Genomic DNA, 16,572 nt, shown 5'->3' on the forward strand with positions numbered 1-16,572 from the left:
GATTTACTCCTCATTACCGATGTTTTGCGCCATTTGAATTGCGCGTTTTATGTCTCGTTTTTGAGTCGACTTGTCACCTCCCACCAGCAGCAGGTAAACCACTTCACTTCGGCGGGTGAAATACATCCTGTAGCCGGGACCGTAATGCACACGCATTTCATAAACAGTTCCGCCTACCGGTTCGCAATCACCAAAATTTCCATGTTCAGTAGCTCGGAGCCTCGCGATGATCCGAGCCTTGCCAATGGTGTCTCTCAGTAAATCAAGCCAATCGGCAAAAGCTCGGGATCGTTCGAAGTCGATCATGTTCGATCGTATTCCTTGGGATACAGGTTGGCAAGCCGCACTTTCCTTGGGTCGAAGCTAGTCGTCCCTTATGAGTAGTGGGGTGGTGTGCTTGATAGGGCCAGAGAGACACGGACTATAGGATTGAAGCCATAGAAGTGGATAGCCGGCTCCGTCCGAGAGTGTTGCCGGCAAAGTCGCAAGGTTATGCAGGTCTCAGGAATCGTCTGACACCGATAGGGCTGCCAACACCTCTGTCACCGACCCGAACTCCCGATCAACCCCCGGCAACACCGGTCGCTGCAAAACAATCACCGGCACCCCACGCTCGCGTGCCACCTCCAGTTTCGGCTCGGTCGCGGTGCTGCCGCTGTTTTTGCTGATCAGCACATCAATCTGTCGACGTTCAAACAGCGCACGTTCATCTTCAATCAGAAACGGCCCACGCGCGCCGATGACTTCGCAGCGCTCATTGCCCGGGTAAACGTCCAGTGCACGCAAGGTCCAGAATTGCTCCGGCGGGATTTCATGCAAGTGCTGCAACGGTTCGCGGCCAAGGGTGAACAGGGGTCGGCGAAAGGGTTTCAGTGCTTCGATCAGCTCGGCCCAATCGCTGACATCCCGCCAGTCATCGCCGGCCTGTGGTTGCCAGGCAGGACGCCGTAACGCCCAGCACGCAATGCCGCTCAACTGTGCGGCAGTGGCGGCGTTCTGGCTGATTTGTGCGGCGTAGGGGTGGGTTGAGTCCAGCAGCAGATCGATCCCTTCATCGCGGATGAACTGCTCCAGACCTTCTGCACCGCCGTAGCCGCCAACGCGAACCTGACAGGTCAAATCGGTCGGTACGCGACCGACACCGGCCAGGCTATAAATGTGTTCTGGCCCGAGGGTCCGAGCGATGGCCAAGGCTTCTGTCACGCCACCGAGCAACAACACACGCTTCATTGAAAAGCGCCCGCATGGCCGACAACCCCACCTTGGCGATCGATGGCAAACACTTCGACCTGAACCTGCGCCGGCACCACGCTGCGAGCAAAGTCCAGGGCGTGCTGACACACCGCATCACCCAGGGCGATCCCCGCAGCGCTGGCCATCGCCAACGCCTGCTGGCTGGTGTTGGCCTCACGGATCGCTGATTGCAGCGCCTCATCCGCCCCGACCGCAGCCGCCCACTCGGCCAGTTGCGGCAGGTCGATGCTCGAATGCCGACTGTGCAAATCCATGTGCCCGGCCGCTAGCTTGCTGATCTTGCCGAAGCCGCCGCACAGGCTGAGTTTATCCACCGGTACTTTGCGCAGATGTTTGAGCACGGCGCCGACGAAGTCGCCCATTTCGATCAGGGCGATTTCCGGCAAGTCGTAGACCCGGCGCATGGTGTCTTCGCTGGCATTGCCGGTGCACGCGGCGATGTGCAAGTAACCATTGGTTTTGGCGACGTCGATGCCTTGATGGATCGAGGCAATGTACGCCGCACAGGAAAACGGCCGGACGATGCCGCTGGTGCCGAGGATCGACAAGCCGCCAAGAATCCCCAGTCGCGGGTTCATGGTTTTCAGCGCCAGGGCTTCGCCGTCCTCGACGTTTATGGTGACTTCGAAGCCGCCCCGGTAATCCAGCTCCTCGGCCAGCAGCGTCAAGTGATCGGTGATCATCTTGCGTGGTACCGGGTTGATCGCCGGCTCGCCGACGCCCAGCACCAGCCCCGGCCGGGTGACGGTGCCCACGCCGCGGCCGGCGCTGAAGTGCACGCCCGGCTCGCAGTGCAGACGCACTTGGGAAAAGAGCAGGGCGCCGTGGGTCACGTCCGGATCGTCGCCTGCGTCCTTGATCGTTCCGGCTTCGGCGCCGCCGTCCCTCAACCGACAGAATTCCAGGCGCATTTGCACCCGTTTGCCTTTGGGCAGAATGATCTCGACGGCGTCCGCTTCCACGCCACTGAGCAACAGACGAGCCGCCGCAAGACTGGTGGCGGTGGCGCAGCTGCCGGTGGTCAGGCCACTGCGCAGCGGTGCGGGTTGTTCGGCGGTTTCGTCACGCATCGAAAGGCTTCGTCACTTCCAGCAAGGTAATCGGCAACGCCTGACGCCACGTATCGAAGTCGCCCAACGGTTGCGCCTGAGCGATATGAATGCGCGTCAGCTCGCCGCCGTGCTGCTCGCGCCAGGTCATCAAGGTCATTTCACTTTGCAACGTGACCGCGTTGGCGATCAGTCGGCCGCCGGGTTTGAGTTCGGCCCAGCACGTGTCGAGCACGCCCTCGCGGGTGACGCCGCCACCGATGAAAATCGCGTCCGGACGCTCGAGCCCGGCCAAGGCCTGCGGCGCACTGCCGCGAATCAATTGAAGGCCGGGAACGCCGAGGGCATCGCGGTTGTGTTCGATCAACAACTGCCGCCCTTCATCGGCTTCGATGGCCAGCGCCCGGCAACTCGGGTGGGCGCGCATCCATTCAATGCCGATCGAGCCGCTGCCGGCGCCGACATCCCAGAGCACTTCGCCGGGCGTTGGGGCGAGACGGGCCAGGGTGATGGCGCGCACATCACGTTTGGTCAGTTGACCGTCATGTTTGAACGCCGAATCCGGCAGGCCGGCCAACCGCGACAAACGTGGGGTGTTGGCATCGGCCAGACACTCGACGGCGATCACGTTGAGATCGGCAATGGCCGGGTTGTTCCAGTCGTTGGCGGTGCTGTCGACGCGGCGTTCAGCAGTGCCACCCAAATGTTCCAGAACGCTCAATCGGCTCGAGCCGAATCCACGCTCGCGCAACAGCGCTGCGACAGCTGCCGGACTCTGACCGTCATTGCTCAGTAACAACAGGCGTACGCCGCTAAACAGATGGGCATTGAGCGCCGCCAACGGTCGCGCAACCAGCGACAACGTCGCCACATCCTGCATAGGCCAGCCCAGTCGGGCTGCCGCCAGCGAGCAGGAGGACGGCGCGGGCAGGACCAGCATTTCTGCACTTGGCACCTGACGCGCAAGGCTGGCCCCGACGCCATAGAACATCGGATCACCGCTGGCCAGCACGCACACCGCTTCGCCGCGCCGCTCCAGCACCGGCGCGAGAGAGAACGGGCTCGGCCACAATTGGCGTTCGCCACGAATGCACACCGGCAGCAAGTCCAGTTGGCGCTGGCCGCCGACGATTCGTGAGGCGCCCATCAGCGCGCGCCGGGCATTTTTACCAAGACCTTTAAAGCCGTCTTCAGCGATGCCTACAACCGTCAGCCAAGGGGTCATGCCGTTCCTCATCACGCGTTTATCGTTAAGGGGCGGCATGATAGCGCGGCTTCCTCGAACTGACTGCTTTCCATTTTTCAAGTGCTACCAGACATCAAATGTCGATGTTGTTTCTTTAGAAGTTTTTATTTTATTGGTAGGTTGGTTTTGCATGACGTACAGCCTGTATCTCTAAGGGGTGTGCGTACGTTAATAGGTAACTGCCAGGAAGGCAGATAATCAATTATGGATATACATATGAACGACACGCTGCAACAAACCCATCAGCTCTCTGAAGAAAGTAGTTCAACCGTACTCGGTAGTAATTTGTTGGCATTTCTTTCCGGACTGACCCAGCAGGATAAGCAGTACATCAAGGACAGCATGCGCTGGGCGGAGTATCGCGCTGACCTTCGCCATAGCAGGAATCGCGAACCTGGACCTTGGTTCGAGTTTTACTCGGGGACACTTTGGTCTGCGGGTTGGGGGTTGGAGCACGACCCCGTGATAATTGTTGAGAAGGACTTTTCCGGTGACTTGCTGGGCAGTTGGTCGAAGTCCTTGTCTACGCTGTTAAGCAGGGTAAAGATCAAACAGATGACAGAGACTTTTCAACTGCTCGAGCACAACACTGCGGGGCTTGATTTGTTCGCGGACAGTGCGCGGCAGTGGGGCGATTTCCGTTTTTCACCAGCGCAGTACAATCGCCATAACGAGCTTGAGATAGTGATCAGTAACGTTCGCTTGCTCAATGCCAACTGGGTGTCCACTTATCTGTTCTGGGATGTGGAGCACTCAAGATCGCAACTTGACATTCAATCTCGGCGATTCGTGATCACGCCACGACAGATGGATAAGTACCGAGCAGAATTGAGCGCGTCAGTCAAAGAAATGCGGATGAGGGAGATCGAGTTGACGAGATGAAGTCTGGGGCGAATTCGTTGTCGTGTGAGTATGCGTGACCCAGTCGGTGGTTGCTCTGAAATGATTTGAATCTGTTGTAAGTTGATTAAGTTGTGCTTGAAAGTTAGTTTGAATTTACGCCATGGAGGCGTTTAAAAAAACTAAAAGGAATCACTGTTATGACCCTGTTGTCCAGTCAAGTAACTTCTGCGGCTCAACGTATTGCATTAATTGAAGAGTGCAATAAGCTCATTTCTGCGCAGCCAGTACCGCGTTCGCTGAGAGTGTCCTCTAGCGCCAACTTGCCCATCGACAAGGACGAACTGAATGCGGCCATCATGGGTACAGGTATCGCTGGTTTTGATGCGAGCATGTCCAAGCGAAGCAAGCGTATTGTCAAGAATACTTATATGTACGCAGATCTGGTTGCCTTGCTTAAATACCCGAGTGCCAGTCAGAAAGAACAGCGTTACAACGAGTTCATGAGACTTATGAAGCTGTCGGGCTGGTTTGCCTTTAGTCAACCTTATAATCGCTACAAGGCAACTTCCCAAAAACTGACCATGGATAATCTTGCGCTTTCTGTTCTCCATACAGCGCTGGCCGCAGCGGTGGGGCAGGGCGCAGCGGTACTGAAAGTGCTTTCGGATGTGGCCGACGCCACCATGGAGGCGCTGAAGGATGAGCCTGAAGCGTTGACACTTTTTGAACGTAACTCGAAGAAGGCCGAGGGCGGTAATTTCTGCATGTCCAGTGCTGTGGAGGACGCTGACGGTACTGTCACCATGGCCATTGCTGCTGTGCAGTACATTGCCGCGGCTCAGCCGACCAAAGTGCTGTTTGTGGAATGGACTTCTTCCAGTGTCGAGATTTTCAACGGATCAGCCACCATGACTATGGACGAAGAAGACTACTTGATGGTCGAACCACTGATCGTCAAGGCATTGACCGAGCAGCGTGAAAAAGCGCTGAGCTATGAGTTTGGCGCAGCCTGAATTTCATTGAAGTCAGGGGTGTAAGCCTCTGACTTTTATTAGGGAGGTATCAATGAACGCAGGTGTTGGCTTTAAAACTTTCATATGCGCTGGTGCGGTCATTCTGGTCGCGGATGAATTGCCGGAATCGGACAGGCACGACGGTCTTGACGCGCTGCTCTACTCTCAAACAGTCGCTTCTCATAAGGTTCCCGATTTCTCGGAGATCGAGCCCTGGACTCACGCCAACAAGATGGCGATGAGAGTTACGGGCGCAATGCTGCTGGGCAATCCGAATGTAAGTCTTCCTGTGCCGATGCCCGGAAGTTTTACCTTGGTCGGGTTAATGCAACAGATTCCGCGTCAGTGGATGCCTGTAGCGACTGCAAATGCGCTGGATACAAGTCTAAAGCTTTTGTCTGGTCAGGCATCTGCCGCTCTCGCGAGTGAAGTGCTGCAACAGCATGTTTTGCACAATGGGAGATGGATACGGTTCACCTTCGGTTTCATCACTCAAGGTCTCGCCATAACGACGGTGGTAATAGCTTTCGAGTTCGATGAAGTTATTGTCGGTAATCTTCTTTGCCATCGTTTCAATACTGAAAAAATCCTGGGTAACGTGTCGGTCGATGGTTACAAGGCTCTGTTAGATCCCGAGGACTACGACCTTTCCAGGGCAAAGGTCGTTTCATTATTGGGCGCTCGGCGCCAGGAGCAGATCATCGCGTTAATTTGAGGCATTACTCCGGGTTCAGCTGCCTGCGACGCGCATATCGCCGGGTCGACCGGCCGTTCCGACGGGCAGACTTTTCATGCTGCCGGACAAAGCAGGCATAATACCGCGCTTCGTCCGCGAAGCGCTCTTCCCACATTGCCGGTCACCCCTTTGAACGAACGCCCGATGTCCACCGCCATCCGCCCCTCGGCCTGTCCGGGGTTGCTGCGTATCGTCCAGGCGCTGGACGGCGGGATCTGCCGGATCAAGCTCAATGGCGGTTCGATCACGGCAGATCAGGCTGACGCAGTGGCGGATGCCGCCGAGCGTTTCGCCGGCGGGGCCATCGAGGCGACCAACCGGGCCAATCTGCAGATTCGCGGGATCGGCCAGCAATCCGCGCTGCTGATCGAGGGCCTGCTGGCCGCCGGCCTCGGGCCGCAAACCGCCGCCGGCGACGATGTGCGCAACCTGATGCTCAGTCCGGCCGCCGGGATTGACCGGCAGATGCACTTCGACACCTGCACACTTGCCGAGCAGATCCTCGACACTCTGCAGAGCCATCCGCGTTTCCATGAACTGAGCGCCAAGTTCGCCGTGCAACTGGATGGCGGTGAGGCCTTGGCCATGCTCGAACATCCGCACGACGTGTGGCTGTCGGCGTTCGAACACAATGCTGAAACCTTGCTGGCATTCGGTCTGGCCGGTTGCCCGAGCGATCGACCGTTGGCAGCGGTGAAGCTTGAATACGGGCATGCGTTGGTGGTGGCAGTGCTGGAGTTGTTCCTTGAACTGGCACGGCCGGAGCAGGCGCGGATGCGCCATCTGCTCGACGAATACCCAACGGCGGTGTTCCTCGAAAGGCTCGGACAACGGGTGTCGCTGCAATCCGTCAGTAGTTGGCAACGCACGCCAGTGCCGGAGGATCTGCACATCGGCGTTCATCCGCAGAACAATGCTGCACTGTTCTACGTCGGCGCGGTGCCACCCCTCGGTCGTCTCGATCCGGCAACCCTGCGTGGTGTCGCACAACTGGCGCGCCAATTTGGTGACGGCAGTCTGCGCTTCACTCCCTGGCAAAGCCTGTTATTGCCCAACGTGAGTGAGGCCGACGCTGTTGAAGTCGTCCACAATCTGCAACGGCTGAACCTGTTGACCCAGGCCACTGAACCGCTGTCCCGGCTGATCGCTTGCACCGGTTCCAACGGCTGCGGCAAAGGCCTGGCCGATACCAAATGTGATGCCCGTCATCTGGCGACTTTGCTGCCACAAGCGCTCAACGTACATCTGTCCGGTTGTCCGCGCTCCTGTGCCGCCGCGCATCGCGCTCCAGTGACGTTGCTGGCGGTCAGCCCCGGTCACTACGACCTCTATTTTCGCGACGCAGCGCAGCCGGGTTTCGGCGCGCTGCACGCACGCAACCTTACTATTGAAGCGGTCGCAGCCTTGCTCGACGCCCGCTCACGGAGCCCCCTTGATGCTTGATTACATCCGCGACGGTCAGGAGATCTATCGCAACTCCTTCGCGATCATTCGTGCCGAGGCCAACCTCGAGCGTATTCCGGCCGACCTGGAAAAACTCGCGGTCCGTGTGATCCATGCTTGCGGCATGGTCGACGCCATCGACGGCCTGCAATTTTCTGAAGGCGCGGGCAAGGCCGGGCGTGAGGCGCTGGCCGCCGGTGCGCCGATTCTGTGCGACGCGCGGATGGTCAGCGAAGGTGTGACCCGTGCGCGTTTGCCAGCCAGCAACCCAGTGATTTGCACCCTGCGCGACGACAGCGTTCCGGAACTGGCTCGTGAGCTGGGCAACACCCGTTCCGCCGCTGCGCTGGAGCTATGGCGTCCGGATCTGGAAGGCAGCGTGGTGGTGATCGGCAACGCGCCGACCGCACTGTTTTATCTGTTGGAAATGCTCGACGCCGGCGCACCGAAACCGGCGCTGATTCTCGGCTTCCCGGTGGGCTTCGTCGGTGCCGCCGAATCCAAGGCGATGCTTGCGGCGGACAGTCGCGGTGTGCCTTTCGTCATCATGCAAGGCCGGTTGGGCGGCAGCGCCATGGCCGCCGCCGCCGTCAATGCCCTCGCTACGGAGATCGAATGATGCAGCAACCTGGACGTTTGATCGGTCTTGGCGTCGGCCCCGGTGATCCGGAACTGATTACCGTCAAAGCCCTGCGCCTGCTGCGCGAATCGCCGGTGGTGGCGTACTTCGTCGCCAAGGGCAAAAAAGGCAACGCCTTCGGCATCATCGAGGCGCACTTGCAGGACGCGCAAACGCTGCTGCCGCTGGTGTATCCGGTGACCACCGAAGCGTTGCCGGCGCCGCTGTCGTATGAACAAGTGATCAGCGATTTCTACGATGCGGCCGGCGAAGAACTTGCCGCGCACCTGGACGCTGGCCGTGACGTGGCAGTGATCTGCGAAGGCGATCCGTTCTTCTACGGCTCCTACATGTACCTGCACGATCGTCTGGCTGAGCGCTATGAAGCCGAAGTCGTGCCGGGTGTCTGCTCGATGCTCGGCGGTGCCTCGGTGCTGGGCGCACCGCTGGTGTATCGCAATCAGAGTTTGTCCGTCCTGTCGGGTGTATTGCCCGCCGACGATCTCAAGCGTCGTCTGGCCGATGCCGATGCCGCCGTGATCATGAAACTGGGGCGCAACTTTCCCAAGGTTCGTCAGGTGCTCGAAGAACTCGGGCTGGCGGAACGTGCGCTGTACGTTGAACGCGCGACCATGGCCAATCAGAAAATTGTCCCACTGGATCAGGTCGAGCCGATGTCGTCGCCGTACTTCTCACTGATCATTGTTCCCGGTGAAAGGTGGCAAGGCTGATGTCCAGTCCAGTTCCCGCGATTGTCATTCTCGGCAATGGCAGCCTCGCGACCGCGCGCAAGATTGCGCAGCTATACCCTGGCGCTTTGATTCATGGTCTGGCCGAACGGGTGGAAGGCGCGGACCGCGTCTATCACGAATTCGGCGCCACCTTGCGTGAGTTCTATCAGCAGGACACGCCGATTATCGCCTTGTGTGCGGCCGGCATTGTGATCCGCACCCTGGCGCCGTTACTGCTGGAAAAAGGCGCCGAGCCGCCAGTGCTGGCCGTGGCTGAAGATGGCAGCGCCGTGGTGCCGCTGCTCGGTGGCCTAGGTGGCGTGAACGTCATGGCGCGAGAGATTGCTGCCGGTCTCGAGGTTGCTGCGGCAATCACCACCAGCGGCGAATTGCGTTTCGGCACCTGCCTGCTCAATCCGCCCAGCGGTTACGCGCTGGGCGATCTGGAGTCGGGCAAGCGTTTCGTTTCCGATCTGCTCGCCGGACACAGCGTGCGCATTGAGGGCGCCGCGCCGTGGCTGGATCAGGCGCAGTTGCCGGAAGATCCGCAGGCGCAGCGCTCGATCCATGTCGGCAGCGCCGAGCGTGAGGCGAGCGCCAATGAATTGCTGATCTATCCTCGCAGCGTCGCGGTAGCGGTGAGTGCCGGGGTGGCGGATCTGCCGGATACGATTCGCGTGGCGTTGCAGCAAGCGAACGTGGCGGTGCAGTCGTTGGCCTGTCTCGTGGCGGCTGAGGATGAGATGGCGAGTCCGGCATTGCGTGAGGCGGCGCTGGAGCTGGGTGTACCGTTGCGGTTTGTCACCTCCGTGAGCGACCTGGGCACGCTCGATATGACGATCATTGCGACGGCCCGCGACATTACGATAGCCGTGGCCGAACAGCCGCTGGACGTGACGCAAATCGGCCGCACGCGCGGACGGCTGGCGGTGATCGGGCTCGGCCCCGGCGCCGCCGAACTGATGGTGCCCGCCGTGAAAACTGAACTGGCGCGGGCCACCGACGTGCTTGGCTACGAAACCTACGTACGCATGGCCGGCCCGTTCCGCGAAGATCAGGTGCTGCATTGCACCGACAACCGCGAAGAAATGCAGCGCGCTCGTCACGCCTTCGAGTTGGCGGCGCAAGGCCGTTCGGTGATTGTGGTTTCGTCCGGTGACCCTGGCGTGTTCGCCATGGCGGCGGCGGTGCTGGAGGCGTTGCACGAATCGAGTGATTCGAGTTGGCACAGCGTCGATCTGGAAATTCTGCCGGGCGTGTCCGCCTCGCTCGCCACCGCCGCCCAGGCCGGTGCGCCGCTGGGCCACGATTTCTGCGTGATGTCGCTGTCGGACAACCTCAAACCCTGGTCGATCATCGAGAAGCGCCTGAATCTGGCCGCTGAAGCCGATCTTGCGCTGGCCTTCTATAACCCGATTTCCCGTGCGCGGCCATGGCAACTGGGACAGGCGTTGGAAATCGTCGGCCGGCATCGCACACCAGAAACGGTGGTGGTGCTGGGCCGCGACATTGGCCGTCCTGGCCAGTCGCTACGGGTTACCACGCTCGGCGAACTGACCCCCGATCAGGTCGACATGCGCACTATGGTGCTGATTGGTTCTTCCGCCACCTGCGTGTTCCCTCGCGCCGAGGGTGGAAACTGGGTGTACACCCCGCGCTGGTATGGCGTTAAACCCGCCTCCTGAAATCGGGCGGCCCTTTGCAGGGCCGCTGCACTGGATCGTATCCCGTCGACTCTCGAATCTCTCTGATACACCCTTTTGGCAGCCGTTTCCTACTGTTGTTGTGGGTTTGTTATTTGCCCAAGTTTCAATTCTTATAATTGGACATACAAAGAGCGTGGGTTGTAATGCGTGAATTATAAAGCACTCGCACCTCGACGCCGTTGGGTTGAGTCTTATTTATAGGGTTGTGCGGTAAGCAGTTGATGTAGGTTTTTCCCTTGTTCTGACATTAATTGAATTCCTTGCGAGTTGATGGATTGTGCAAGTTGACGTTATTTTTTGAATAACAAGTTTGCTCAATGAAAAAGGATATTCAATTGAAAAGTGCAGAGGCAGGGGGGCTGATTGGCCGAGATTTTTCTAGATCTGTTGAACAGGAAAAGTTGGAGTTCGTCATCACGCGCCAGTTAAATTCGGAATATCAAGGCAAGGCGCTGCGTTATTACGAAGGTGCTGTCACGGCCTCCAGTTTGTCCGAACAGCTGACGGCGGTCAGTTTGCTTAAGGCAGTTATCGACTCAATTCCAGCCAATGCCTCGAAGACCCAACTGCAACAACTTCGAGCAACTCTGGCGGATTACCATACTCGCTTGACCACCACCGTGGAGTTGTTGAGTACTGCCAAAGCCGTACCCAAAAAACTGCACTTTGTCTGGGTGGGAGGAGGTATAGGGGCAATCCAGGGTGATTACATCAATGTCTGGAAGCAGATGGCGGGGCCCGATGGGTACAGCCTTAATCTCTGGTACGACAGTGACGCGCTGCTGGCCCATGAAACCAATCGGCCATTGCCATGAGCGGGCCAAGTGCGGTATCGAGCGGATTGAGTGATTTCGTCGTTGAACATGGAGTTTCTGGTGCTCGCCAACCAGTCAGTGACAGGGTCAATCTGTTTGACGGTTTTAATCTGGCAACCGAAGAGGAGACCCACCACAGCTGGAAAGACAACGCCAGGACGGAAACTGCATGGTTCGAACTTGAAGCAAAAAAGATCGAGGAAGGGGCCTATAACCTACGTTACAAGGGCAATGTAAATGAATTGCTTAAAGGTCAGACCCTTACTCTCGAAAAAGGCTGGCCCGTCATAGAAGGCCGGCCGGTGTTGATGACGGCTGTACTGCAACAGTTGATGGATGATCTGGGCGAGCCCTTAATCCAGGCGATGCGAAGCAAGATCAGCGGCGAGATGATACTCAACAAACCGTTGAGCCTCAGCTTCGACCAACGCCAGCAGATCCTCGCCCAACCCGTCAGCGAACTCCCGCCGTCGCTCGGTGCAGAGCAAGCCGCGAACCTCAATGAGTTGTTCGCCCGTCTCGAACACGGTTCGCTTCCTATCGAACAATTGAGCCCGCTGCAGCGCGTTGTGCTGGGCGGTTTGTTCGGCGCCCAGAGCCTCGATGCCACGGGTTTTGCCAACGCCTGGCAAGACGCGCTCAAGCTGGCCCGGGAAACCGCTGATGGCGGGGTGTTTGCCCGTTACGCGATGATCGAGAAAACCCTGCACCAACACAAGGCTGCGGCATTCGAAGCAGGCCTTGCGCAGGGCGGCGTCCCCGGCCTGCAAACGGCGCGGGAGCTGAAGGCACTCGCGTTGACCGAACCCCCGAGCTTGAACCAGTGGGGGCAGCGTATCGCGCAAGTCAACGGCACCGCGCAACGGGAATATCACACGCAAATTCTCAAGCGTGCTGCGCAGGTTCGTGAACAGTTTTTTCAGGCCGGCGCCCTTTCCGCGCGGCAGTTACCTCAGGATTTGCTGGCGCGCACACCGGGCGACCCGAGCCGTCGGTGCTACCCACTGACATTGCTCATGGCGGTGGCGCTGAGCAGGGGTGTGAGCGCCGAGCGAACGCTGGTCGGCCGGGTGGCCAGTGCCAGTCTGATGCCCGATGACGCCGATTCCCGGGTATTGATGCAGGCTCTGGATGAGTTGCTCGGCGTCGCCATGAGCGACGCCGGAACGCCACTGGGAACCAACAGCCTGGAAAAGATCCTGCAGACGCTGGAAGCGAAAACCACCACGAGCGTGTTGCTGCTCGATACTGGCAATCATGCGCTGCTTCTGGCGAAAGTCGTCGTCGGCGACAGCAGTTTCTATCGTTTCTTTGATCCCAATTTCGCCGTGTATGGATTTGACCAGGTGCAGTCGCTGAAGGAGGGAATTGAGCGCTACCTGAGTCATGGCAACGCCGAATTGGCCAGGTTGTACGGCCTGTCTGCCACCCCGTCATTCAACGTCATCGAACTCAATCCTGCGGCCATTGCCGACAGGATCCTGCCATCAAAAGTGCAAGTAGGCCGCTTGTTGAATGACGGACCGGTTGCGTCCGGTCAGACCGCCACAGTATGGGAACGACAGGCTGTTCAGCGCACGCGCTCACTGTCGGAAAACGCCCGGATGGGGGCCAGTCTGGCGCAACTGGACGGACGTTACTGGGCGCGTGAATTCGATGAGGCGACCAGCCGTTTGCGCAGCGAAAATGACCTGGGGCGTAAATTTTTGCCATTGCTGGAGACGGTTCAGGGCAGTCCGGAGACGGGTTACACGTTGACGATGGTGGACGCCCGCAATCCCTTGGATGCTGTCAAGGTCACCACCGCCGACTCGCGGTTTATCAAGTTAAAAAAACATATTCGAGGTTTGCTGGAGAGGGTTGCGGGCAACAACACCGGCCCGGTGGAAGCCGCTTGAGTGTTGCCTTCGTCATCCAGACCCTGATCACCGAAATGCGCAACCGTGAGTATCAGGCCGGGGAGGAGCAAGTGCCGGCGCTGGCAGTCGCTCTTCAGGTGCAGGTCTATGTCAGTTATGCCCAACTGGGCTATGGCGTGGTGAGTGATTCGGTGCAGATCATCAATCTGGTTCGTCAGGTCGCCGCCAGTGAGCAGGCCCTGGCGATACGCCAGTCGTCGCTGTCCGGGCGGCTGTTGGGCCGTGCGTCCACGGGGGTAGGAATCGGATTTTCCGTGGTGAACATTGGCTTCGACATCTATGGCCTGGCCGTAGCGAACAACCAGGAGCAACGTTCGCGGCTGGCCACGCAATTGGTGTTCGACGTGGCGGCACTGGGGCTGGATGTCGTTGCACTGGCCGTGGGTGGAACCGTCGGCGCGGCAGCGGCCATCCTGTCGGTGCCGTTGCTGGGCGTGGGCATCGGTGTGACGGCCATCGCCAGCAACCTGGGGCAAATCAGCGACAAGGCCAGGGCCGTGGGCGAGCATTTGCGCAATATCGTGGACGCTTACGGAGTCGCCGCTTACACGAGCAAGGACGGGGTCTTGCGCTTCGAACCGGAGGCGGTCATCACTCATCTGGACCTGCCGAAAAAACGCATCGGGTTCGACAGCCAGAAATTTTACCCGATGGTACGCGGAGGTCTGGAACTGCCGCAGCCCGACACGAATCCCGGGCAGTTGCACCGGGCCATCGACATCCGCCAAGCATTGGAGCTGCCAGATTTCGTAGTGCTGGATCCGGGGACTCCACCGACACGGACAGTGGTATTGCCGTGTACGCCGATTTGTTACTACGGTTATGAGTACCAACTGGGGTCGGCAGGATTCGATTATGTGCCGAAGGAAGGCGAGTCCGACGTTAAGGCGTCAGACCTTCCTTCGGGAACCTGGTACCCGAGCCTGCACAACAGCACGGTGAGCAAGCTGGAATATGACGAGGAAGGTGAGCGTCGTTTTTACTTCTTTGCCAATACCCCGTTCCCGCACATCCTCTACAAGCTCAACCCAGTCTACAAACCGACGAAGATAGCCGTGATCCTGGACGCTCATGTCCGGCAATTGTTGGTGCCAGAGTTGCCGAGGGAATGGAAAAACTGCATTTCCTACGTAATCAGCGCTCACTCGGGTCTCTATCAGCTCTGCCTGACTCCCGGAATCGTGGCGGTTGCCTTGAGGAACAGCACTCTCGGCGAGTCGGTCAGCTGGATGATTCGTGCACCATGGGTCAGTGAGAAACAGGTTACGTTGGAGAATACAATCCTGACCATCGACGGCGTCCAGGTCGAGGGTTTCGGAGTCTTGGAAGGGTTCCTCGAACTGGCGAACGGGGGGCTTTTCCGGTTCGACCAAGACCAGCAACAGTGGGTGTTGCTGTCCGTCACATTGGACACCGGAACGAACAAGACTGCACTGCAGGCTGCTCTGGCCCGGATTCGCGAGCGGGCGCACGAGAAGCGGCTGTCTTCTGCGTATGTGCCGTTGCACAACTACGAGATCCCGTTCAACGACCGATCCGCACCGGCGTACACCACCGGATACTACGATGTGGCGCAGGATCGGGTGCTCTACGCACGCAATCTCCCGGCTGCCGTCAACGACGGGATCCTTCTGGGTGGCGCCAGCGGTCAACACGCCTGGTTCTATCATCCAGACCATCCGACCCTCTGGCGTGTCGAAGCGACCACCGGAACGGCCGACCATCGCTATCGCCTGATGAATCCGCAAAGCGGTTCGACAATCAGCGGTTGCGAGCAGACCGCAGACGGGAAACTGCGCGTGGTGCAGAAAATGAAGAGGAAACGGACCTACGACTATACGTTGGAGTACCTGATCTCCGATCAGTCCCTGACGTTCGTTGGCATCAATACCTGGGGAACGTTTCGTCACGACCAATTTTTTGGCAGCGACGTGGAGGACTGGAGGGATCCGATCGACGCCTTCGGGCAGCCTCATTCCTTTGCGGATGAGACGCCCGGTATGGCTGCATCGATTGCCAACTGGACGTCCGCTCAATTCATTTGCGGGCGTATGTATCTGTGGGAGGAGTTCCAGTATTCGGTCTGGATTCGTCTGCATGACAACCAGTATTTTCGCGATGGCATAGGACTCACTCAGAGAATCATGCTGATGTGGGATCACGTCGATAATGACGCCATGCTTTTCTACGACAAGGAGCGCAACGTTCTCTTCCGTGGATTTAGGGATCTGGACGAGCCTTCTACGTTCCGTGACGAAATCATCGAGAGCGATGTTGTAGAGGTCTCATCCACTGCCGGCCGCTACATCGCCACCAAGGCGGATGGCCGGCTGTGTGAGATCGAGATGGACGGCGCACTGAAGTTCGTCGGCGTCGGCCAACGCTGGCTCGAGCAGCATCCAGACTGGCTCACGGCGTTACCTGAGTTGGTGAAAGAACATTCGGGTAGGCCGATTCCGATTATTGGCCTGGCCATCGGTTCCGACAGTACCTTCCTGGCGGCGTGGTGCATCGACGGACAGCTTCTGCTGGCGGACATCGGTCATGGCAAAGCGCTGGCGTTGCTCGGGCTGACCCCCGACAGGCAAGCGGGCTGGCTGCTCGATGTTGCAGCAGGGCAGATCTATCGCCAGAGGCTAATCGGGTTCGAAGCCGTTCGGCCGGCCTTTGCCAATGGCGCTCGTGTGCTGCATCCCGAGCACCTGCCGGTCGCGCAAAAAGTCTGGTCTGGCTGGTCGTTTGCCGAGGTGCTGACCGACGGGCAAGGGTTACGGGGGCGAACCCGTGAAGGCGTGAATCTGGAGTTGCTGGACAACCGGCCTGCACGGATCGTGAGCGTGGAAAATCAATGGTCTTACGTTCGCGGTGAGACGACTGATCAGTTGCAGTCGCGTTTGAAAGTACTCATATCGGGTAATGCCCATGCCTCGGTTCTGCAAGTCGAAAGCTTTCCGGATCGCTACAAGTATTTTGTACCCGAGCTGAACCGTGTATTCGACGTCTCCGGGCGAGCCGACGGACAGTGGGCGGTGTTCCTTGGGATCCTCAGGATGGAGAATCAAGGATGCCATTGGAAGTCAGCATCAAGCTCCGGGGGCATGACCATAGGTTTGGCCTTGAACGATTGCTGGAGATGTTGAGGGACACCCAGGGCGATGCGGGGTATGTCGTGTTGGGTGAAATGATCAAGAAAGCCGC

At 58.7% G+C, this 16,572-nt stretch carries 14 protein-coding genes; 10 read left to right on the forward strand and 4 right to left on the reverse strand.

Annotated elements, in window-relative coordinates; translation table 11 throughout:
* Positions 1–3 precede the first annotated feature (3 nt).
* The 4 genes from ACYZT7_RS03960 to cbiE form a co-directional block, all read right to left on the reverse strand.
* Positions 4–306, reverse strand: coding sequence for a type II toxin-antitoxin system RelE/ParE family toxin (locus ACYZT7_RS03960; RefSeq protein ID WP_462040029.1), 303 nt, complete (start codon positions 304–306; stop codon positions 4–6).
* A 195-nt stretch (positions 307–501) separates the two neighbouring features.
* Positions 502–1,230, reverse strand: coding sequence for a cobalt-precorrin-6A reductase (locus ACYZT7_RS03965; RefSeq protein WP_462040030.1), 729 nt, complete (start codon positions 1,228–1,230; stop codon positions 502–504).
* Complete coding sequence (locus ACYZT7_RS03970; RefSeq protein WP_462040031.1) at positions 1,227–2,324, reverse strand: cobalt-precorrin-5B (C(1))-methyltransferase; 1,098 nt, start codon at positions 2,322–2,324, stop codon at positions 1,227–1,229. The genes ACYZT7_RS03965 and ACYZT7_RS03970 overlap by 4 nt, the downstream gene beginning before the upstream one ends.
* Positions 2,317–3,528, reverse strand: coding sequence for a precorrin-6y C5,15-methyltransferase (decarboxylating) subunit CbiE (gene cbiE, locus ACYZT7_RS03975; RefSeq protein ID WP_462041735.1), 1,212 nt, complete (start codon positions 3,526–3,528; stop codon positions 2,317–2,319). The genes ACYZT7_RS03970 and cbiE overlap by 8 nt, the downstream gene beginning before the upstream one ends.
* A gap of 237 nt (positions 3,529–3,765) precedes the next feature.
* On the opposite strand from cbiE, the gene ACYZT7_RS03980 reads away from it, so the two are divergent.
* From ACYZT7_RS03980 to ACYZT7_RS04025, 10 genes are all read left to right on the forward strand, one after another.
* Positions 3,766–4,431: a hypothetical protein gene (locus ACYZT7_RS03980; RefSeq protein WP_462040032.1), complete on the forward strand. Its 666-nt coding sequence runs from the start codon at positions 3,766–3,768 to the stop codon at positions 4,429–4,431.
* 158 nt (positions 4,432–4,589) lie between these two features.
* A complete protein-coding gene (locus ACYZT7_RS03985) occupies positions 4,590–5,405 on the forward strand; it encodes a hypothetical protein (RefSeq protein ID WP_449644976.1) in 816 nt (271 codons plus the stop codon).
* 52 nt (positions 5,406–5,457) lie between these two features.
* Positions 5,458–6,120 carry a hypothetical protein gene (locus ACYZT7_RS03990; protein ID WP_462040033.1) on the forward strand — a complete coding sequence of 221 codons (663 nt, stop codon included), beginning with the start codon at positions 5,458–5,460 and terminating at the stop codon, positions 6,118–6,120.
* A 165-nt stretch (positions 6,121–6,285) separates the two neighbouring features.
* Complete coding sequence (gene cobG / locus ACYZT7_RS03995) at positions 6,286–7,584, forward strand: precorrin-3B synthase (RefSeq protein ID WP_462040034.1); 1,299 nt, start codon at positions 6,286–6,288, stop codon at positions 7,582–7,584.
* Positions 7,577–8,203 carry a precorrin-8X methylmutase gene (locus ACYZT7_RS04000; RefSeq protein ID WP_462040035.1) on the forward strand — a complete coding sequence of 209 codons (627 nt, stop codon included), beginning with the start codon at positions 7,577–7,579 and terminating at the stop codon, positions 8,201–8,203. The genes cobG and ACYZT7_RS04000 overlap by 8 nt, the downstream gene beginning before the upstream one ends.
* Positions 8,203–8,934, forward strand: coding sequence for a precorrin-2 C(20)-methyltransferase (locus ACYZT7_RS04005; RefSeq protein WP_033053597.1), 732 nt, complete (start codon positions 8,203–8,205; stop codon positions 8,932–8,934). Before ACYZT7_RS04000 ends, ACYZT7_RS04005 begins: the two co-directional genes overlap by 1 nt.
* A complete protein-coding gene (gene cobJ / locus ACYZT7_RS04010) occupies positions 8,934–10,619 on the forward strand; it encodes a precorrin-3B C(17)-methyltransferase (RefSeq protein ID WP_462040036.1) in 1,686 nt (561 codons plus the stop codon). The genes ACYZT7_RS04005 and cobJ overlap by 1 nt, the downstream gene beginning before the upstream one ends.
* Before the next feature lie 338 nt (positions 10,620–10,957).
* On the forward strand, positions 10,958–11,455 hold the full coding sequence (locus tag ACYZT7_RS04015) for a TcdA/TcdB catalytic glycosyltransferase domain-containing protein (protein ID WP_462040037.1): 498 nt from the start codon (positions 10,958–10,960) through the stop codon (positions 11,453–11,455).
* Positions 11,452–13,353 (forward strand): hypothetical protein, encoded by a 1,902-nt coding sequence (locus ACYZT7_RS04020; RefSeq protein ID WP_462040038.1) that lies wholly within the window; start codon positions 11,452–11,454, stop codon positions 13,351–13,353. Before ACYZT7_RS04015 ends, ACYZT7_RS04020 begins: the two co-directional genes overlap by 4 nt.
* Positions 13,350–16,514 (forward strand): TcdA/TcdB pore-forming domain-containing protein, encoded by a 3,165-nt coding sequence (locus tag ACYZT7_RS04025; RefSeq protein ID WP_462040039.1) that lies wholly within the window; start codon positions 13,350–13,352, stop codon positions 16,512–16,514. Before ACYZT7_RS04020 ends, ACYZT7_RS04025 begins: the two co-directional genes overlap by 4 nt.
* Positions 16,515–16,572: the final 58 nt, after the last annotated feature.

This window comes from Pseudomonas sp. RT4P38 (assembly GCF_054897765.1).